The following is an 18505-nucleotide window of genomic DNA, read 5'->3' on the forward strand; positions in this document are numbered from 1 at the left end:
GACTCGGCTAGAATATGGGGTACCCGGTTGCAGAAAGCGTTTCCATTTTGATTGCATGTCCCCGCCCTTTCTACAGCTGTTACATTAGCCTACGCTCTTCACACTTATTCCCTCACTGTGAAGATGCTGTTAGCAATTATTTCTGCTGAGAGCAGCCTTGGACACTAGCCTGGTATTGTCTTATTTGTTAGCTCAGGGTGTGCTTATACTTCGGACTCAATCACGTCGGGAAAATCCATCAGTTCTCGTAGAGACACTCTGAGTACCCTGGCCACAGATACAAGCACATCCAGAGTCACGGAGAACTTTGCCTGCTCGATCCGTTGAATAGTTGCCTTTGCTACGTCGGCATGGTCTGCTAGTTCCTGCTGGCTGAATCCTCTGGCTTCACGGAGCTTCCTTATGTGGGTACCAAAAGCCTGTAGTACTGCCGCGTTTTTCACGGCAGCAAGCTCCAACTCAACCGAAAAAGCCCTGGCCTCACATATGCAACCAATTCAGGCCTAAGCTTTATCTTTGCGGTGCATATCGACAAACTTCACTGTCTATTGTGCTCCCATAGCCATGCCTCACCCCCCTGTCGACCTAGCTCCTGATTTGCAGCTGCATATACTCTGGTCAAACCGCGTCTTGCGTCCAATACAGAGACGTTCAAATGCAAGTTTCTCGCTCGACTTTTTAGAGGAAGAGTTTACACCCCCTCAAATAGAAGAGGCTGAGCCCGAACGTCCCGAAGTTCTTGAGGCGTATAGAATGTTAGAACAAGCTCATGAAGCGGTAGCAACGCTATTCGTGAAGCTGTTTCGTTACAACCAATCCCTGCCAGGTTTAGGGGAAGAAGTCTGTGTGAACCGCATGACATTCCGCGTCGATAATCGCTCTTTCTTTCTGCCCTCAGAAGGGCCTCAGATACCAATGATTTGCTACGAACTGGGCTGTGATGACTATGCGGGCTGGGCAGAGGATGAGGATAACATCGAGTAGCGGCTCTTACATACTTCTATGTTGCCCTTGATCGGAGATCAGCACCTGTACGTTGGCCCAACACCTGCTCTCGTAATTGAGGCAGTGTGGGATAGTCAGGTATTACGTTTTATTTACCAATGGTCTACTGCACCTGATGCCAGTCCTGAGATTGACAGACATCAGCAGGCCGAACGTATCTACCAAGATTTGAGCCGCAGCCGCCAGGAAGCAGAAGTGCTCCTAAAAGGGCTTTATCGTGCTACTGGACAATGGCTCACTGTTGGTGACGGGCTTTCATTACAGGACTCCACGATGCGGCCACGAGTAGTTTATAGGGATTTTTTTGCCAAGTCTCAGCAGCCGCAAGCATTTGGCCTACTCTACCATCTGACTTGCGACTGCGAAACCCTTCTTAACACTTATACCAAGGCGGCCCTGTAGCAGCATTTTTATTGCTCAACTAGCTGCTACTTCCTCTAAAGGGCCTTAACAGTCCCAGCTTGGTGGATAGCCTGGCCATCGAGACAGTAAAACATCCGCTAGGTCAATGCCGGCCGCCTTCTGCTCGGCTGTGGCTCTTCTCTCTAGTAAGGAAGACACCTCAATCTGAAAGCCTGAATATCTAAGTAATTCAGCCTGCCTAAGCCATTTTGAGTAGGCTGTACCGTTGCTGGAGGCGTCAGGGTACAGTACTATACGTCGACTCTTCAGCGGACGTAGTCGCTCGGCGTTCAAGTAGGTAAGCGAACCGACGGCTACCCACGAGAGGGACGGCATATATGCTGTACACAGAATGGCTGTTTTAGGCGCCTCTACGATAGCAACTGCGCGGCCAGGTGAATCACCGAGTACTTGGGGCAGACCGTATAGGCTAGGGGATTTTTTTACCTCATTGGCTGGATCGAGATAGTCTACAAGCCATGAGGGATACAATTTACCATGCTTTCTACACGCTTTAGCGTAGGCCGCATGCACCCAAGTTGTACAACGTCGGAGGCTGCCGTCTGCACAAACTGCCTTTGCGGTATGCCCTTTTTCGTCGAATAACACTACTTGCCCACCCCGCACTAAACCTTCTACATCGCGCTGCCAGAAGATAGTCGCGCCGGGCCAGTGCCTCGACGTTCCAATCTCAAACCGTTGAAGTAAAGAATCTGCTTCTCCACAACCGAAATGGCGCTGTAGCAGCAGAGCGAAATTATTTTTATCATACTGCCCCAAAGTCTGCTCCATTACCTCGACAGGAATTGAACAAATGGTTTTGGTTGGATATGATAACGGCATTTTAGGGCAGTTTCTGATTGCTTGAGCTTGAATATGATGATGCTCAAGAATATCGCCCCTAGCTCCTCTTTCCCCTTTTTGATAGGGGCTTAATGAGTAACCGCAGCTATCAGCCCTATTACAAATGCCGTAAGAGTCAGGTAGGTAGTTGCCCGTTTGGGTGTCAACCCACCTACTGAACTCACGGGGCCTACCACAGCTAGGGCAGGTAAAACGGGACTTGGAGCCGCTATACGGCTCAAGCCGATAGCGAAGAGTTGTGAGTGACATCGGGTGTATTTTGAGTTTATAAGAAATTTGCTCGCAGGTCAAGCAGCCACGAGAAAACACGAAGAGTGGCTAGAGATATTCCAATGTGCTGTTCCATTGTTTCGCGTTCCATTTATGGAACGGCACATCTTTGGAACACTACTCTTTGACCCACCGTTGGCAGGTTGACAGAGGTTTTCCTGACCGTTTTACAATCTCGCGCAGGGACATTCCTTCCTCACGAAGCTTCCATACTAGGGCTTTATCTTCTGCCTTTGCAGCAAAGTCATTACTTCGGGGTACGCTTGACACTACTGGCATCGAGTCAAGCAAATACAACGCATGGGCGCGCAACGTGCTCATGATGTGAAGCGCCGTTCTGACATCTTCTGGGTCCGCAACTACCTCCCCACCTGGCTCGAGACCATGCTCAAAACAGCGCAGCATAGTCAAAACTCCGGCGATACGGAAGGCAATCAATCCAAGCCGGACTGCTGTGCTTTCTCCTCCCTTAGTACTGGCCTGCTCTTCCGCCTCTGCTAAACCTGCTGCGCATGCCTCATTGAGTGCAGCCCATGATTCGGGTAGAAGGGTAATGTCTACTTGTTTTTCATCACTTACCTCAAGCATCTTGGTGACTTCGGCTGCCAAGCTTGCAAAGTATCCGTCCAACGAGATTCCTCCGCCTGGGCTCACGTCTAGCCAAACGCGAGGAGCCTTGTATGTATAAAACATAAAGCGGCTAAACAGACCGTTTTCAGCAGTAGAAATGAGGCGTTTCAACTGAGCAGGGGTACCGGTGAGAGCGACAGACACGGCAGGCGCTTTAATTTCTAGGTACTCGTCGTCCTTGATTCGGGTCTTACTGATTGTCTCGTGACCGAAAGCTTTGCATAAGTCAGCGGCAAAGCCACCAAACTCTTTGCCCATAGCCCCGCTTAATGTGTCAGCCTCAGTCTCACATATAATGCCGCGCCCACCATTATTCTCCAAGGCTTTGAGCAGCGCAGCGGCACTAGTGTCGCCAGGCACGAACAACATCTTGAAAGGAGGTTTGACAGGGAGAGAAGCAGAACTGACTGACTTGCCCTTTTTCGCAACCTCGTGAGCAGCTAGGGCTTCCAGATAATCCGCTCGTTGGGCCTTACTCTGCTCTAGTATGCGTTCATGCCAAGGCAAAGCCAACTTCTTAGCCCATTCTAAAGTACCCTTTCCACTGGCTGCTGGCGCAAGAATAAAGGAGTAAAGGTTGAGACCGTAGCTTTTGCGGGAGTATGTGCCTCTAGCACCAGGAAAGCACCCAGAAAGTACCGCTAGCGACGAGAGGAGCATTACGGCCCGCTCGTGCTCGGTTTCAAAGGGTTCTATACAGCGCCTCAGAAAATCTGGAAGTGCCTCGTATACGCTAGGCAGAATGTGGGCAGGCATTGGAGCTTCCTCCAACTGCTCAGCTGCGGCTTCCTGACTATACCGTAGGGCATCTTCTAATAAATCAGCACGGGTTAGTGGGCTAACAGGGAGAACAGCTGTTTCGCTGTCCTCACCTTGGTTAGCTATTATGCGCGCACTGATTGTGTTGGTTGTGCTTTGTGGCTCAACCATTACCTTTTTAATAAGACCTGCAGGGCCTGGCAATGACAATGGCTTCTATCTCGCTTCGAGAGAAGAAAGTGTTCTGCCCAACTTTCCAGCGATGAAGCCAGCCCATGTTAGCAAGGCAATGTACGGTACGAACACTAACCATGAGCCATCTAGCAGTATCTTCTATACTGAGTGTCTTGCCCAAGCCTGGAGCATGCTTTCGCTCCTCTTCAGCTTGAACCAGCAAACTCAGTATTGCTCGCCGCTGTATATCACGGCGTTGATCCTCCCGCACAAATTCGACTACAAAGTCATGTATTCCGTCGTCTGCCTTTTGGGCTACGAAATCACGTAACGCGCGCTGATCTGTCTTTGAGGAGTGAAAAAGGCTGCTGTATCGCTGAAAAGGCTTTTTGATTCCTTTTGCGAGAGCAGCTGTTAGAGATTGGGGCACACTTAAAAGCTGCGCCAATGCTCTGGTTCGAGGGTTATACGCCTCATTCATTGTTTTTAAAGGCTGGCTTGGTACCGACGACGTGCGTTTTTCCGTGTACCATCCGGGCGAGTTTGTCTCTTCAGGGCCGAGAGCAACTCTACCTTGTAGAAATAGGTGGTTCGGCTGCCGTTCAGCTTATGACGATCTATTAAGCCTTTACTGGCCCAATTATGAATCGTTTGGCCGCTCATCTTCAAAAGAAGTGCCGCACCTCTTACTGTTAGAAGCTCATCAGTCTGCCCGATGTATTGAGCCTCGGTTTTTAGCGCCTGCTGGCGCTCGAGTTCGTCCCTAATGATAGAGCTAATCGTGTCAGAAAAGCTCTTGACGAAATCCAATGGTGCACTGGCCTGGCCACTCGTGGCGGCAAATGCACCGGTTCCTTGTAGCGGATTCGCTACGCTGGTTGCGGTAATCATTGACTATCCCGAACTCTGGGTAAGAATACTCATTGTTCGTGGGACAAAGCTGCTAACACAGATTTCGATCTCCAAAAAAATCTTTTTCAAAAACCTTTCTATACTTTTGCAAATACCTGATAATCAAGAATAATTTTTTTAACAATCATTTCCACATAACTGAAAATGCTGCGATTTGGCGATCCTCGGTTACTTGAATGTATCGGTTGAATGCTTTGAATTGCTTGTGTCCTGTGACCTTCATAATTACGTCCCAGGGCAGTCCTTGCTCGAGGGCAAGAGTAACAAAAGTTCTACGGCCACAGTGTGAGCTTATAAGCTCATGCAAAGGCTTTATTTCTTCACTCCGTTTTCCAGCCCGATAGATAACCTGTTCTACTTGGCGGTTGAGTCCTGCCTTAAGTGCCAGATCCTTGATAAAAGCGTTGAGCTTCTGGTTGGTGATGCAGTGCACCTTTCCCGCCCAAAGATTATCAAGAATGACACGGGCTTTGGGATTAATCGGAATGATGAGTCTGTCTCGCGTTTTCTTGGTAGTGAGACGCAACCGGTCTTTGTGGTCGTGTTCTGGCTTGAGGGCTTCAACATCGGAGAAACGCAGACCGGTATAGCAACTCAATAGGAAGAGTGCCCGCGCATTATTCAGATAATGTCCCATCGGCAGTTCCAAATCTTCTAGCTGCTTCAGCTCTCCCTGCATAAGAGCAATTACCTCGGGCTCATGATTACTCCACTTCCATGTCTTGTATCCCTTGTCCACTGGCCTGCCTAGGTCAGTAGCATAAGTAAGAAACTGCTTGAGCAATGCTAGTTGCTTCTTGATACTACTGTCCCGTAGCCCTGCGATTTCAACCAAATACACCGTAAAAGCATCATAAAAACCAGTCGTGAACTGGTTATACTGCAAGTCAAGGCCCTTTTTTACGAATCCACTAATCTGGCAGAAGCGTGTTAAATGACTGAGCGTAGTGCGAAGCGACTTTACTGTTGCAGCTTCCTTTGTCAGACCGTGACGCTCTATGAAGGCCGCGAAGTCTGACAAAGGAATATTACTAACTATGGCCACCTCCTCCTTAGGCTCTATAGCATCCCGATAGTCTTGGGCTGTTGGCACGATGCCTTTCGCCAGGCCGTCCTTGTAGAGCTTCTCTACCATTTCTTGCATACGGTCAAGCGCGAGATTAAGACTCTTGTTGCCGGTGTACCCCCGCACTTTAAACCTTTGCTCCCCTCCCTCCCACTCCCGTGGATCTGCTTTGACGTCAGTATATACCTTGATCTGCTTGCCGTGTGCGTAAATCGACATATACACAACAGTAGGCTCTTCGCTCTTCGGACGTTTTAGGTGAAATGATACCGTTGCCATGTTCTTGAGGTTTTATGCCGCAAGATAATAATGGGGTATGTAATGGGGCATGAGAACTTTATCAAAGGTTATTCACATTAGTTTTCGAAAAGGATAAAAGTCGCTCAAAAGCTCATTTAACGGGTTTTTATAGGCTATAATTGATAATGCTTGATAACAGGTTCGATTCCAATCATTACCACAAAAACCCTCTCTGTAAATTACAGAGAGGGTTTTTTGTTTTAGCCCGGCCCGTTTTGCTTGTCGACTGTCGGGATGGCTGACGATGGACACTCATTACTGTTATAGAAAATCGGCCTTGTCGTTTTGGAAAAATGCCCGCTGTTCCGGTTCGCCGGAGCAACGGGCATTTTTATTAAATAGTTATTTATCAACTAGTTAATCGGAGTTTCTGAAAATTCTTCCAGAAGCGGCACCGGTATTGGCATTGGGTCGGGGTCACCAAACGCCAACGCTACGCCGATGCCTATTTTCGACAACCTCGCCAAAGCGGCCAAAGACTTCTTCGTGGAGGAAGACGAAAGCCAGCCGGCCGCAGCTCCCGCCGCCCGGCCCCTGCCCGGCCCGGCCGCCCCGCCGGCCACCGGCCCCAACCCGGCCGCTTACCACGCCCCCGCGCCGGTCGTGAGCCAGCCCGAGCAGCGCCACCTCGACCATATCAGCGGTCTGCTGGCCGGCGACGGGAAGGACTTTGTGGCATTCGTGAAGATGGTCAAGAGTATGGCGGCCAGCGGGCTGAGCGGGCCGGTGCTGTACCGCACGGCCTTCAACGCCTTCAGCGCCATGACGGGGCTGGACCTGCCCACGCTGCTAGCCTCGGCCGAGCAGTTTGAAACCCGGCTGACGGCTGACCGCAACAAGGTGCTGGAGCGCCACCAGGAGAAGCTGGGCGAAATCCGGATTCCGAACGCGCCGCCGGGGCCCATCGTGCAGCTGCTCAGCCAGGAACAACAGCTTCAAAAAGACCTGGCCGAGCTGAGCCGACAGCTGGAAGACAAGCGCCAATTGCTGCTCACGGCCCAGCAGCAGCTCCAGCAGGAGCGTCAGAAGGCCCAGACTGCCCTGGCTTCCTACGAGCTGGCCAGCGCCACCGCCACTGCCGACCTGCACGCGCACCGGCAGGCCGCCCAATCCTTCCTCACCTCTTCCACTCCAACCGCCTAACGCTATGAACACACTGCTTTCATCGGATCAAAACGACGCGCTGCCCAAGTGGCAGCAGCCGGAAAAGGTAGCCGGCTGGGTTTTTCTGGCCGGAGCGGCCGGGGCCGCGGTGTACTTCTGGGGCCGCATCGTGCCCTACCTCGTGGATATCGTGTTCGACACGGTGAAGCTGGGCATCGGCCTGGGCGTGCTGTTTGCGCTGTTTCTGCTGGTGACCAACAAGCGGATTCAGACGGGGCTGTGGTACGCCGGGCAGCGGATTCTGCGCACGGCCGCCGGCATCTTCGTCAACACCGACCCCATCGGCATTATGGAGGACTACATCAAAAACACCGAGCAGGAAGCCCGCAAGATGGACGCGGAAGTCGGCCACATCGAGGGAGCCCACGAGCTGGTGAAGAAAAAGATGGCCGCCAACGCCGACCAGATGAAGGAGTACCTGGCTCTGGCCGACGCCGCCACCCGCCAGGGCGAAAAGGACATGGCCGAAAGCTACGCCAGCCGCGCCGCCCAGCTCCAGGACTACAACCAGCGCCTGACGCCCATGGCCACCACCACGGCCAACGTGACGGTGGTGATGCGCCAGATTCTGAAGGCGGCCCTGCGGCAGATTGACGGCAGCAAGTTCAAGGTGAATCTGCTCAAGGACGAGTACCAGCTGGTGAAGCGCACCAGCTCCGGCATGCGGGCCGCCATGAACATCCTGCGCGGCGACCCCGACAAGAAATACTTCTTCGACCTGGCCACCGACCGCGTGGCCCAGGACATGGCCCAGCAGCTCGGCCAGATCAAGCAGGCCATGCGCTACAGCCAGGAGTTCGTGAAGGAAATGGACATCCAGAACGGGGTGATGAGCGAGAAGGGCCAGCGCCTGCTGGAGAAATACCAAAAGGGCGAGTTCAACGCCGTGCTCAACGAAAAGCCCGCCGCCCCCCAGAGCCTCGGCGCCACCCGCCAGGCCTCCAACGACGCTTATTCCTCTTTGCTGGACTGATCTGGCCCCTGCCCTGGCGCGGGGCTCTGCCCCGTGCCAGGGCAGCTTTCCCTTCCTCATCATCTTCAAAAATCAACGCATTAAGACCATGACTACGCGCGGTAAAATCGTCATCGGGGCCCTCATCGTGGCGCTCCTGTACTTCGGCATCAACAAGCTGGTTTCCAGCGGGGCCGTGTTTAAAAAGGCCGACACGCAGTCGGTGCTGCTGAACTCCATCGAGCTGCCCGCGGTGGCGGCCGGCTCGCGCACCAACGTGGTGGTGCCGCTGGCTCCGCTGCCGGACGCGGCCCCCGCCGGCAAGGGCACGCCGGTAACCTGGGAGGTGATGGCCTGGAACTCGCAGATGGCCGGGATGCTGGCCAATGGCGGCCCCCGCACTACCGCCGGCTCCAGCATGGCCGCCAACGGAATCGACATGCAGATCGTGCGCCAGGACGACGTGGCCAAGATGCAGGCCGACCTGGTGAAAAACGCCCTCGACCTGCAATCCAACCCCGAAACCCCGGGCCTCATCGTCAGCATTATGGGCGACGGGCTGCCGGCCTTCTCCGCCGTGCAGGCTCAGCTGGCCAAGGCCGGCACGGGCCTGCAGATCATTCCCTACAGCTGCGGCAAATCGTTCGGGGAGGACAAGCTGATGGGCCCGAAGGAGTGGCTCGACAACCCCAAGCTGGCCCTGGGCAAGACCATTGCCTGCTACCTCCGCGACGGCGACCACAACATTGCCCTGAAGTGGTGCGCCGATAACGGCCTGAAGGTGAACCCCGACGAAACCACCTACGACCCCGAGGCCGTGAACTTCATGGCCGCCTCCGACTTTCTGGTGGCCGCTGAGAAGTACATCATCGGCAAGCCCGAGTCGCGCACCAAGATTGTGAAGGGCAAGAACACCGGGGTGCAGGTGGAGGTGGTAGCCGACGGCGTGGCCACTTGGACGCCCGGCGACGTGAACATTGCCAAGCAGAAAGGCGGCCTGGTGAACATCGTCTCGACCAAAGACTACAGCAACCAGATGCCCAACATCATGGTGACCACCAAGCGCTGGTACGACGCCCACCCCACCGAGGTGCAGGGCCTCATGACGGCCCTGGCCGTGGCCGGCGACCAGGTGAAAAGCCACCCCGAAGCCCTGGCCCACGCCGCCGACATCTCCGCCGCCGTGTACGGCGACCAGGACAAGCCCGGCGCGTACTGGCTGAAATACTACAAGGGCGTGAGCGAGGCCGACCGCAACGGCGAGGTGGTGGAGCTGGGCGGCAGCAAGGCCTTCAACTTCAGTGACAACCTGACCCTGTTCGGGCTGGACAACGGCGGCACCAACATCTACGCCGCCGTGTACAAGACCTTCGGCGACGTGCAGAGCCGGCTCTACCCCAAGGAGCTGCCCACCTACGTGCCCCTGGATCAGATGCTGGACCTGACCCTGCTGAAGAAGCTGCAGAGCCAGTACAAGGGCAAAACCATTGCCCCGGCTGAGCAGCCGCAGTTCGCGGCCGACGACGAAATCCGCCGCAGCGTGAGCCAGCGGGCCTGGAACATCGAGTTCAACACCGGCCAGAGCAGCTTCACCCCCACCGCCGAGCGGGAATTGCAGCAGCTTTTCGACGACCTGGTGGTGGCCGGCCGCCTGAAAGTAGCCGTGCACGGCCACACCGACAACGCCGGCGACCCGCAGCGCAACCAGCAGCTTTCGGAAGACCGCGCCCTGGCCGTGCAGCACTGGCTGGAGGCCAAGAGTGCCAGCGCCTTCCCCGCCGGCCGCGTGCAGGTGTATGCCCACGGCGCCACCGCCCCGGTAGCCAGCAATGCCACTGCCGAAGGCAAAGCCAAGAACCGCCGCGTGGAAGTGGTACTGGGCAATTAATCTCCTGTCATTGCGAGCGAAGCGAAGCAATCCGTCCCGGACAATGAGCTAAGCCTTGATTATACAAAAAGCCCTACTACCGCCCCAATAAGAGGCTTTCTATTGAAACAAAGCTTTCCACAATTCAGAGGACGGATTGCTTCGTCGTTCTTCCTCGCAATGACAAGCGACACCCCCATGAAAACTCTCTTCACCCCCAACGCCCAGCCGCCCCGCGCCACCTTCCTCGTGATGGTGGCCGGCCAAGCCCTCGTGCTGTTGCTGCTGTGGCTGTTCTACCCGCTCCGATTGTTTCCGTCCCTGGGCGAAGTTTTCCGCGCCCTCGGCGACTTAATCACGACCCAGGGGCTGATTCAGGAATTGTGGGCCAGCATGACCACGGCGCTGCAGGCCCTGGGCGTGGCCACGGTGCTGGCCCTGCTGATTTCCTACCTCACGGCCCTGCCCTTCTTCCGGCCCATTGCCTACGCGGCCTCCAAGATGCGCTACCTCACCCTCACCGGCCTCACCTTCTTTATGGCCCTTCTGCTCAGCTCGGGCCACCAGGTGAAGCTCTCGGTGCTCATCTTCGGGGCCACGGTGTACCTGATTACGGGCATGACCAGCGTGATTCTGACCACCACCCAGGAGGAAATGGACCACGCCCGCACCCTGGGCATGAGCGAGTGGCGCAGCTTTCTGGAGGTGGTGGTGCTGGGCAAGCTGGCCGATATGCTGGAAGTAGTCCGCCAGAACTTCGCCATCATCTGGACCATGATAACCCTGGTCGAAACCCTGTACCAGTCGGAAGGCGGCATCGGGCTGTTGCTCTACAAGCAGAACCGCTACCTCCACCTCGACGGCGTGCTGGCCATCCAGCTCGTCATCCTGGCCACCGGCGCCGCTCAGGACTACGCTTTCGGCCTCCTGCGCCGGGTGTTCTTCCCGTATTCGGCGCTGGCGGTGGCGAAGTAGCGCCTCACCCCCCGGCCCCCTCTCCGGGGGAGAGGGGGAGCCAGACGACTTCATTTCCTTCTCTCTTGCACAGAATCCTCTCTCCTTTCTCTCCCACAAAAAAACCGTTCAACGCAACCGCCCACGCTGCCGTGGCTCCCCCTCTCCCCCGGAGAGGGGGCCGGGGGGGTGAGGCACCGCCAGAACGACAACTCACCATCTCACTATCTCACCATCTCCCTCCATGACTCCCTACTCCTACAAAGAGCCCGTCCTGACCCTGGAAGGCGTTTCGATGAGCTATAACGGTGAATTGATCCTGCGCGACATCGAGGCTCAGGTGCTTGATGTGGTGCGGCCGGGCATGAGCCAGGGCCAGGTCGTGGGGTTCTACGGCCGCTCCGGCATCGGCAAGTCGGTGCTGTGCCGCATCATGGCGGGGCTGCTTATGCCCAGCCGGGGCACCGTGCGCGTGGGGGCCGGGCAGCAGGCCGTGGTGCCGGGGGCCGTAGGCTTTGTGCAGCAGCGCTACCCCCTCTTCGACCACCGCACCCTTTTCGACAACCTGCTGGTAGCCGCCCGCCGTAAGCACGCCCCCGACGCCGCCCGCCAACAGGTGGAAACCTACCTGGAACGCTTCTGCCTCACCCCGCACCGTCAGAAATACCCCGCCCACCTCTCCGGCGGCCAGCGCCAGCGCGCCGCCATTGCCCAGCAGCTGCTCTGCTCCGACCACCTCATCCTGCTCGACGAGCCCTTCTCCGGCCTCGACGTGGCCATGATCGACGAGGTGAAGAAGATCATCGTGGAAGTGACGACGATGGACGAGCTGAACACCGTCATCATCGTCTCCCACGACATCGTGACCACCACCGCCCTGGCCGACCGCCTCTGGCTGCTCGGCTACGAGCGGGACGCCGCCGGCCAGCTCCTCCCCGGCGCCACCATCAACAAGGAGCACCAGTACAACCTGGCCGAAATGGGCTTAGCCTGGCACGAGAACGTGGAAGCCGAGCCGGAGTTTGGGCAGTTTGTGGAGCATATTAAAGAGGAGATAAGGAAGAGTTAGGCCGGCACCTCGCGCACTTGCCAATCGGAGGCTAAACGGTCGGCATCGGCCATGTTGTACAGCGAGAAAAGCATTCCCCACTGGTGAAGCTTCGCCGCAAGACGCTGCTGCAAAGTCGTTTTGCCGCCTTTTTTGACGGCGCGGCGCAAGGTAGTTCCAGCTACGGGCGGCTCTACCCAGAATAAGACTACTTCGATTACTGGCTGCTCACTCAAACAAGCCATTGGCCTCAGCAGGTCATCATCCATTTGCTCGCCCAGCCGCTCCGCAATGACTAGGCTTGCCAACGTGCCGGCAACTTTGCTCATCACCGCTTCAAAAAGCAGAGTGCGCCGCTCGCCTTCTGCCCGCGCATCCAGCCGGTCATCCTTCACTTCAACAAATTGCAACCTTTTGGATACCCCCGGCACATTGCAGATGAAATCGACTGCCTGCACATGCTTCACTCCGCCGCCGGTTACTATCCGGCGGTAGAATCCGGCCGGTGCACCAGCAACCAAGTCGGCCAGCGCATCATATTGCGTTACTTGCCAGTCATCAGGAAAATCGAACAGTAGCTTTTTCTCCTTAAAGGTTTGCATGACGCTCCCGGTCTTCCTTGGCAAAAATTTCGTCCAGGTCGTCAGCTTGCTCCAGTTCAACTTCCAGCGCTACTACATCGGGCAGGTATTCAAAATTGTCAGCGGTAAGAACCCGGGTAGCCTCACCCGGGCCGGCATTCAGACCGAAATACTTTATCGGCAGTGGCTTAGCATCCTTCTGGCGGGACAGGATATGAAATTCTTTCAGCAGACTCATGCTGTGTGTAGCCACAATAATCTGGAATCCCTGTCGGGCCATCGAAGCTAGCACCTTTGCCAGTTCCCGCAACAGTAAAGGGTTAAGGTTGGCCTCCGGCTCATCCCAGAAAAGAGTAGTTTTCGGCGTGAGGCTTCCGTTCTCCAACAGCTTTTGAAGTGTGCCAAATTTTCGAAGACCTTCTGCCACCATATTCATCTCTGTTCGCTGCCCGCCTTCGCTTACTAAGTAATACTTGTCCCCTTCTTCCTGTACTTCGCCACCCAATACGGTAGCCAGAGCTGATGCTGTAGTAGAGCCTGAGACGCGAAGAGGTAGAAATCGGAGTTGTTTAAGTAGATGCAGATAATTCTGTTCTACGGGAATTCTGAACTGCTCTGAGGCAGGCAGCATCCAACTTAATGTGAGGACTTCTTTGGCGGGAATGAAAACTGGTGATACTACCTCTACTTGTTTGCTGGTAAGTTCTCTGCCGCCAGTTACCTGTAAGCTGTTAAGACCGGGGTTTACCTCAAATCGAACCTTTTCATTTTCACTTTCAGAATCAGAAAGGAATTCTACATCAATGACCGCATTCTGGTGTGGTTCCCTAGTTGAAACCATATTCTTTAAAAGTGCCGTCTGAAACAAATCAGGCAAATAATAGAATAAGCGGCTGCCCCACTCATCCTCTTTCTTAGCAAGAACTGCAGGATTTTGTACAGGGCTAAGATTCCTGACTTGCTCACGTATCATCTCTACTGCATACCCCAGCTTCAGCACATGGCTCTTCCCCGTCCCGTTGGTTCCAACAATCACATTCAGCCCTTGCACAAACTCGAAGTCGGCATCGGCGAAAACCGTGAAATTCCTGACATGGAGGCGTTTTAGCATATCCCAAAACTACTGCGTAATTGCGGCTTAATCCACTCTCTCTCCCAAAATGCCCACCGGAACCCTGCTCATCATCGACGACGAAGCCCGCTTGCGGCAGCTGCTGGCCCGGGTGCTGGAGCTGGAAGGCTACACCGTGCTCCAGGCCCCCGATGCCACCCGCGGCCTCGAAACCCTGGAGCAGCACGCCGCCGATGTGCTGGTGGTCATCTCCGACGTGAAGCTGCCCGACGGCCACGGCGTGGACCTCATCCCCCGCTTCCGCGCCAAGGCCCCCGAGGCCGAAATCGTGCTGCTCACCGCCTTCGGCACCATCCCCGACGGCGTGCAGGCCATGAAAGCCGGTGCCTTCGACTACCTCACCAAAGGGGATTTCGAGCAGCAGCTCATCGTGGTGGTGGAGCGGGCGGCGGAGAAGGCCCGGCTGCGGCGGCGGGTGCTGGAACTAGAGCGGCGCGTGGGCCAGCAGTACCGGTTCGAGAGCATGATCGGCGAGTCGGGGGAGCTGCGGCGGGTGCAGCAGCTGGCCCGCCAGGTAGCCCCCACCGACAGCACCGTGCTGCTGGAAGGGCCCACGGGCTCGGGCAAGGAGCTGTTTGCCCAGGCCATCCACCAGGCCAGTGAGCGGAAGCTCAAGCCCTTCGTGGCCGTCAACTGCTCAGCTTTCCCCAAGGATCTGCTCGAATCGGAGCTGTTCGGCTACAAGAAGGGCGCGTTTACCGGGGCCCTCACCGATAAGAAAGGTCTGCTGGAAGAAGCCAACGGCGGCACGCTGTTCCTGGACGAAATCGGGGAGCTGGAGCTGAACGTGCAGGCCAAGTTCCTGCGGGTGCTCGAAACCCAAAGCTTCACCAAGCTCGGCGACACCAAGCCCACCAGCGTGAACGTGCGTCTGGTAGCCGCCACCAACCGCAACCTGAAGCAGGAGGCTGCCGAGGGCCGCTTCCGCCCCGACCTCTACTACCGCCTCTCGGTGTTCACCATCGGCGTGCCCCCGCTCAAGGCCCGCCCCGCCGACGTGGCCCCGCTGGCCGATTACTTCCTGCAGTACTTCGCCGCCAAGCTGCAAAAGCGCCTCCCCGGCCTCGACGCCGACTGCCTGCGCCTGCTCCAGCACTACGACTGGCCCGGCAATGTGCGCGAGCTGAAGAACGTGCTCGAACGCGCCGCCATCCTGGCCCCCGCCGACCAGCCCCTTACGGCCGACTTCCTCCCCGACGAGTTCCACGCCCGCCCCCGCGCCGCCGGCCTGCTCGCCAACCCCGATGACGAAAGCCTGCGGGCCCTGGAAGCCCGCCACATCCAGCGCATCATGCTCAACCTGGCCGGCAACAAGCCCGAAGCCGCCAAGCGCCTCGGCATCGGCCTGACCACGCTTTATCGGAAGCTGCAGGAGTATGGGCTGGAACAGCCTCACGGCTAGCTCCTCTCCGTCGCCTCACCCCTAGCCCCTCTCCGGGGGATAGGGGAACTAGCTTTTAGTTTTCTAAATCTAAAATCAGCCTTACTCCAACCACAACTTCCTTTCCCTGGATGCTATCCTGAAAGCTAGAGCTAGTCCCCCTCTCCCCCGGAGAGGGGCTAGGGGTGAGGCAACTGTGGCGGACGGTGGGGCAACAGTGGAGCCCCACACGATGTCCCTTAAACTAAAAATCCGCCTCAGCATTTTCCTGCTGCTGCTGTTGCTGCTGGGGCTGGGCGGGTATGCCTTTTTCACCATGCGCTACCTCGAAAACGGCGCGGGCGGCCTGGAACAGGCTGACTTTGATATAGCGCGCGGTACGGTGCTGGCCTTTTTGGTGGCCGGCACAGCGGTGGGCATCACCATGATGGTGCGGCTGCCGCGCATGGTGGTGCGCCCCCTGCACCGCCTCACCGTGGATGTGGAGCGCGTGGCCGGTCCCGATGCCGCCACCCGCGTGGCCGTGGGTAAGCGCGATGAGGTGGGCAGCGTGGCGGCGGCCGTGAACCGGGTGCTGAGCCAGGCCCAGGCCGAGCGCCGCCTCACCCTGGCCGAGCTGTTCGCGGAGCGCAACCGCATGGAAAGCCTCGTGCGCAGCCTCGACGAAGGGCTTTTGCTGCTCGATGAGCACGGCACCATCGTGCTGGCCAACCCCGTGGCCTGTGACCTGCTGGGCCGGCCGGCGGCCGAGCTGCTGGGCCAGTCGGCCGAAGCGGTGGCGGCCACCTGCGCCCCGCTGCGCGAGTGGCTGGTGCCCCTGGCCGAAGCCAACCTGGCTGGCGACAACGTGCCCGACCCGGTTTTCACCTTTCCGCACCACCCCCGCGCCCCGCACTACCAGCTCAGCATCAGCCCCATCGAGGCCGCGACGCCGGGCCCGGGCCAGCCAGCCGGCGGCGGCCATATTCTCTGCCTACGCAATGTGTCCGACTTCAAGAAGCTGGACGAGACAAAATCGGCTTTTCTGGCCACCATCTCCCACGAGCTGAAAACGCCGCTGGCCAGCATCAACCTCAGCCTGATGCTGCTGCAGAACGAGCGCACCGACCCCGCCGAGCGCCAGCGCATTGCCAGTGGCATTCGGGAAGAAACCCAGCGCCTGCTCCAGATGGTGGGCCAGCTCATCGACGTGTCGCGCCTCGATGCCGGGGCCGATATCAAGCTCAACGTGCAGCCCGTGACCCTGGCCGACGTAGTACGCTACGCTACCGACACCGTGCGCCCCCAGCTCGACGACAAGCAGCTCCGCCTCGATATGCACCTGCCCGAAACCCTGCCCGCGGCCCACGCCGACGTCGAAAAAACCACCTGGGTGCTCATTAACCTGCTCGCTAATGCTATCCGCTACTCGCCGCCCGACGAAACCCTGCTGCTGCGCGCCGTGCCCTGGGGCGACATGGTCCGCGTCAGCATCCACGACCACGGCCCCGGCATTGCGCCCGAATACCACAAGCGCATCTTTCAGCGCTTTGCCGAGTTGCCCGCTTCCGTGGGCCAGCGCCAGGGTAGCTCGGGCCTGGGCCTCAGCATTTCCCGCGAGTTCATCACCGCCCAGGGCGGTCAGCTTTGGGTGGAAAGCGCGGCGGGCCGGGGCAGCATTTTCCTGTTCACGCTGCCGCTGGTGACGTAGCGCGGAAATCCGTTCCGCGACGAGCAAAGCAAGTGCCTGACGTGGGCGCACGCAGCGCAGCTTCGGATACTCGCGCTGCTCGTCGCGAAACAGATTTTCGCGCTACGGCGCTACCGGCAGCTTTTCCGCCGCGCTTCCGCCGCATACAGATACCCCAATGCCTCGGCTCGCCGAAAAAACTCGCATGCCGCCGGCCCGTTGCCCTCCTGCTGCGCCAGCCGGCCCAGCAGAAAACACACCTGCCCGTTGCGCGGGCTGTTTTCCAGCACCCGCCGATAGTCGGCCCGCGCGGCGGCAAAATCCCGCTGCTTGTAGTGGGCCAGCCCCCGATACGTGAGGTAGCGCAACGACAGCGGCTGCCGGGCGGCCAAGCGCTGCCGCAGGCCCGTATTGAAATCCTGAATAGCCTCCGGAAACACGCGCAACTCAAACAGGCGCAGCTCGCCGCGGGCCAGCCACGCCGCGCTGAGCGTGGAGTCCATCGTCACGGCACGGGTCAGGTTCAGTTCCGCCGAGTCGGGGCGGCCCAGGCTGGCCTGGCACTGCCCCAGCCGAAACAGCAGCTCCGCCGTTTCGGGTACCGATTTGCTGGCAGGCAGCGCCGCTTGGTAGTCGGCGCGGGCGGCCCGGAAGTCGTGAAATACCAGCTGGGCCAGCTCGCCGCGCCGCCGCAGGGCCGGCCCGTAGTCGGGCTTGAAGTGAATGGCTTCGCTGAGCAAGCTGTGCGCCGTGCTCCATTGCCGCCGGGCGTAGGCTCGCACGCCGTCTTCGTAGTTGCTCACGGCCGTCACATGGTCCATCGTCACCTTCACCGATACTATAAACAGCCCCAGCAGCCCCAGCAGAGCCGCCGTGAGCACAAAGTCGCGGCGCGTGAAGGTGCGGGCGCGCTGCTTCGGAATGCGCTGGTAGTGCCGCTCGGCCGCGCCGGCCGGCCGCCGGGTGCGCAGCGGCGCGGGCGGGGGCATGGGCACGCCATACACATACTGGCTCTGCGGGCGATACTGCTGCTGCCGCCGGGCATCCTCGGCCCGGCGCACTTCCTGGCGCAGCTGATGGTCGTAGGCGGCCCGCCGGGCCGGGTCGCCCAGCACGTGGTAGGCCGCCGTCACGGCCTTGAATTGCTCTTCAAACTGCGTGCTGCCGCCGTGCTTATCCGGGTGAAAGCGCACGGCCAGCCGCTTGTAGGCCAGCTTCACTTCGGCGGCCGGAGCCGTAGCCGAAACGCCCAGTGTCTGATAATGGTTTTTGCTCAAAATGCGGCAGTATATAGTAAAAGTAACGCCTTTTTCAGACACGAAGCCCGCTTTTGCGTATGGAAGGGTCGGCCCGAAAAACTACGCTCACCCGCCGT

At 57.8% G+C, this 18505-nt stretch carries 17 protein-coding genes; 9 read left to right on the top strand and 8 right to left on the bottom strand.

The window, feature by feature from the left end:
* Window positions 1–203 precede the first annotated feature (203 nt).
* Window positions 204–458: a helix-turn-helix domain-containing protein gene (locus BUB62_RS02445; RefSeq protein WP_159437390.1), complete on the bottom strand. Its 255-nt coding sequence runs from the start codon at window positions 456–458 to the stop codon at window positions 204–206.
* 106 nt (window positions 459–564) lie between these two features.
* Here BUB62_RS02445 and BUB62_RS02450 point away from each other — a divergent pair, with 106 nt between their 5' ends.
* Together BUB62_RS02450 and BUB62_RS02455 are read left to right on the top strand one after the other, a co-directional pair.
* On the top strand, window positions 565–984 hold the full coding sequence (locus BUB62_RS02450) for a hypothetical protein (protein WP_073105649.1): 420 nt from the start codon (window positions 565–567) through the stop codon (window positions 982–984).
* An 18-nt stretch (window positions 985–1002) separates the two neighbouring features.
* Window positions 1003–1407, top strand: a complete 405-nt coding sequence (locus tag BUB62_RS02455) for a hypothetical protein (RefSeq protein WP_073105650.1) — start codon at window positions 1003–1005, stop codon at window positions 1405–1407.
* Between the two features lie 45 nt (window positions 1408–1452).
* On the opposite strand, the gene BUB62_RS19490 is transcribed toward BUB62_RS02455, so the two are convergent.
* The 4 genes from BUB62_RS19490 to BUB62_RS02480 form a co-directional block, all read right to left on the bottom strand.
* Window positions 1453–2520, bottom strand: a complete 1068-nt coding sequence (locus tag BUB62_RS19490; RefSeq protein WP_073105653.1) for a DUF6371 domain-containing protein — start codon at window positions 2518–2520, stop codon at window positions 1453–1455.
* Window positions 2521–2658: 138 nt separating this feature from the next.
* The gene (locus BUB62_RS02465) at window positions 2659–4101 is read right to left on the bottom strand and encodes a DUF3987 domain-containing protein (protein ID WP_073105656.1); all 1443 of its coding nucleotides are present in this window, start codon (window positions 4099–4101) and stop codon (window positions 2659–2661) included.
* A gap of 489 nt (window positions 4102–4590) precedes the next feature.
* Window positions 4591–4995: a helix-turn-helix domain-containing protein gene (locus tag BUB62_RS02475; protein ID WP_143163990.1), complete on the bottom strand. Its 405-nt coding sequence runs from the start codon at window positions 4993–4995 to the stop codon at window positions 4591–4593.
* Window positions 4996–5140: 145 nt separating this feature from the next.
* Window positions 5141–6301, bottom strand: coding sequence for a site-specific integrase (locus BUB62_RS02480; protein WP_073105665.1), 1161 nt, complete (start codon window positions 6299–6301; stop codon window positions 5141–5143).
* A 522-nt stretch (window positions 6302–6823) separates the two neighbouring features.
* Between BUB62_RS02480 and BUB62_RS02485 the strand changes: the two genes are divergently transcribed.
* From BUB62_RS02485 to BUB62_RS02505, 5 genes are all read left to right on the top strand, one after another.
* Window positions 6824–7525, top strand: coding sequence for a hypothetical protein (locus tag BUB62_RS02485; RefSeq protein ID WP_073105667.1), 702 nt, complete (start codon window positions 6824–6826; stop codon window positions 7523–7525).
* Between the two features lie 4 nt (window positions 7526–7529).
* Window positions 7530–8519, top strand: a complete 990-nt coding sequence (locus BUB62_RS02490; protein ID WP_073105668.1) for a hypothetical protein — start codon at window positions 7530–7532, stop codon at window positions 8517–8519.
* Between the two features lie 88 nt (window positions 8520–8607).
* The gene (locus BUB62_RS02495) at window positions 8608–10386 is read left to right on the top strand and encodes an OmpA family protein (protein ID WP_073105671.1); all 1779 of its coding nucleotides are present in this window, start codon (window positions 8608–8610) and stop codon (window positions 10384–10386) included.
* A gap of 177 nt (window positions 10387–10563) precedes the next feature.
* Window positions 10564–11340: an ABC transporter permease gene (locus tag BUB62_RS02500; RefSeq protein ID WP_073105674.1), complete on the top strand. Its 777-nt coding sequence runs from the start codon at window positions 10564–10566 to the stop codon at window positions 11338–11340.
* Window positions 11341–11563: 223 nt separating this feature from the next.
* Window positions 11564–12388, top strand: coding sequence for an ATP-binding cassette domain-containing protein (locus tag BUB62_RS02505; protein ID WP_073105675.1), 825 nt, complete (start codon window positions 11564–11566; stop codon window positions 12386–12388).
* Here BUB62_RS02505 and BUB62_RS02510 read toward each other — a convergent pair.
* Together BUB62_RS02510 and BUB62_RS02515 are read right to left on the bottom strand one after the other, a co-directional pair.
* Window positions 12385–12969 carry a hypothetical protein gene (locus BUB62_RS02510; RefSeq protein ID WP_073105678.1) on the bottom strand — a complete coding sequence of 195 codons (585 nt, stop codon included), beginning with the start codon at window positions 12967–12969 and terminating at the stop codon, window positions 12385–12387. The two genes, BUB62_RS02505 and BUB62_RS02510, sit on opposite strands and share 4 nt — an antisense overlap.
* Window positions 12956–14059 (bottom strand): AAA family ATPase, encoded by a 1104-nt coding sequence (locus BUB62_RS02515; protein WP_073105681.1) that lies wholly within the window; start codon window positions 14057–14059, stop codon window positions 12956–12958. The genes BUB62_RS02510 and BUB62_RS02515 overlap by 14 nt, the downstream gene beginning before the upstream one ends.
* A gap of 49 nt (window positions 14060–14108) precedes the next feature.
* On the opposite strand from BUB62_RS02515, the gene BUB62_RS02520 reads away from it, so the two are divergent.
* Together BUB62_RS02520 and BUB62_RS02525 are read left to right on the top strand one after the other, a co-directional pair.
* Window positions 14109–15482 carry a sigma-54-dependent transcriptional regulator gene (locus tag BUB62_RS02520; RefSeq protein WP_073105684.1) on the top strand — a complete coding sequence of 458 codons (1374 nt, stop codon included), beginning with the start codon at window positions 14109–14111 and terminating at the stop codon, window positions 15480–15482.
* A 211-nt stretch (window positions 15483–15693) separates the two neighbouring features.
* A complete protein-coding gene (locus BUB62_RS02525) occupies window positions 15694–17151 on the top strand; it encodes a HAMP domain-containing histidine kinase (protein ID WP_073105686.1) in 1458 nt (485 codons plus the stop codon).
* Window positions 17152–17261: 110 nt separating this feature from the next.
* Here BUB62_RS02525 and BUB62_RS02530 read toward each other — a convergent pair whose 3' ends face one another.
* On the bottom strand, window positions 17262–18407 hold the full coding sequence (locus tag BUB62_RS02530; protein WP_159437391.1) for a J domain-containing protein: 1146 nt from the start codon (window positions 18405–18407) through the stop codon (window positions 17262–17264).
* Window positions 18408–18505: the final 98 nt, after the last annotated feature.

The organism is Hymenobacter daecheongensis DSM 21074, from assembly GCF_900141805.1.
Classification (GTDB): domain Bacteria; phylum Bacteroidota; class Bacteroidia; order Cytophagales; family Hymenobacteraceae; genus Hymenobacter; species Hymenobacter daecheongensis.

Bases quoted from the DNA above. Each gene is read 5' to 3' on its own strand.
- BUB62_RS02450 (WP_073105649.1), top strand. From the start codon at position 565: ATGCCTCACCCCCCTGTCGACCTAGCTCCTGATTTGCAGCTGCATATA.
- BUB62_RS02455 (WP_073105650.1), top strand. From the start codon at position 1,003: ATGTTGCCCTTGATCGGAGATCAGCACCTGTACGTTGGCCCAACACCT.
- BUB62_RS19490 (WP_073105653.1), bottom strand. From the start codon at position 2,520: ATGTCACTCACAACTCTTCGCTATCGGCTTGAGCCGTATAGCGGCTCC.
- BUB62_RS02465 (WP_073105656.1), bottom strand. From the start codon at position 4,101: ATGGTTGAGCCACAAAGCACAACCAACACAATCAGTGCGCGCATAATA.
- BUB62_RS02475 (WP_143163990.1), bottom strand. From the start codon at position 4,995: ATGATTACCGCAACCAGCGTAGCGAATCCGCTACAAGGAACCGGTGCA.
- BUB62_RS02480 (WP_073105665.1), bottom strand. From the start codon at position 6,301: ATGTCGATTTACGCACACGGCAAGCAGATCAAGGTATATACTGACGTC.
- BUB62_RS02485 (WP_073105667.1), top strand. From the start codon at position 6,824: ATGCCTATTTTCGACAACCTCGCCAAAGCGGCCAAAGACTTCTTCGTG.
- BUB62_RS02490 (WP_073105668.1), top strand. From the start codon at position 7,530: ATGAACACACTGCTTTCATCGGATCAAAACGACGCGCTGCCCAAGTGG.
- BUB62_RS02495 (WP_073105671.1), top strand. From the start codon at position 8,608: ATGACTACGCGCGGTAAAATCGTCATCGGGGCCCTCATCGTGGCGCTC.
- BUB62_RS02500 (WP_073105674.1), top strand. From the start codon at position 10,564: ATGAAAACTCTCTTCACCCCCAACGCCCAGCCGCCCCGCGCCACCTTC.
- BUB62_RS02505 (WP_073105675.1), top strand. From the start codon at position 11,564: ATGACTCCCTACTCCTACAAAGAGCCCGTCCTGACCCTGGAAGGCGTT.
- BUB62_RS02510 (WP_073105678.1), bottom strand. From the start codon at position 12,969: ATGCAAACCTTTAAGGAGAAAAAGCTACTGTTCGATTTTCCTGATGAC.
- BUB62_RS02515 (WP_073105681.1), bottom strand. From the start codon at position 14,059: ATGCTAAAACGCCTCCATGTCAGGAATTTCACGGTTTTCGCCGATGCC.
- BUB62_RS02520 (WP_073105684.1), top strand. From the start codon at position 14,109: ATGCCCACCGGAACCCTGCTCATCATCGACGACGAAGCCCGCTTGCGG.
- BUB62_RS02525 (WP_073105686.1), top strand. From the start codon at position 15,694: ATGTCCCTTAAACTAAAAATCCGCCTCAGCATTTTCCTGCTGCTGCTG.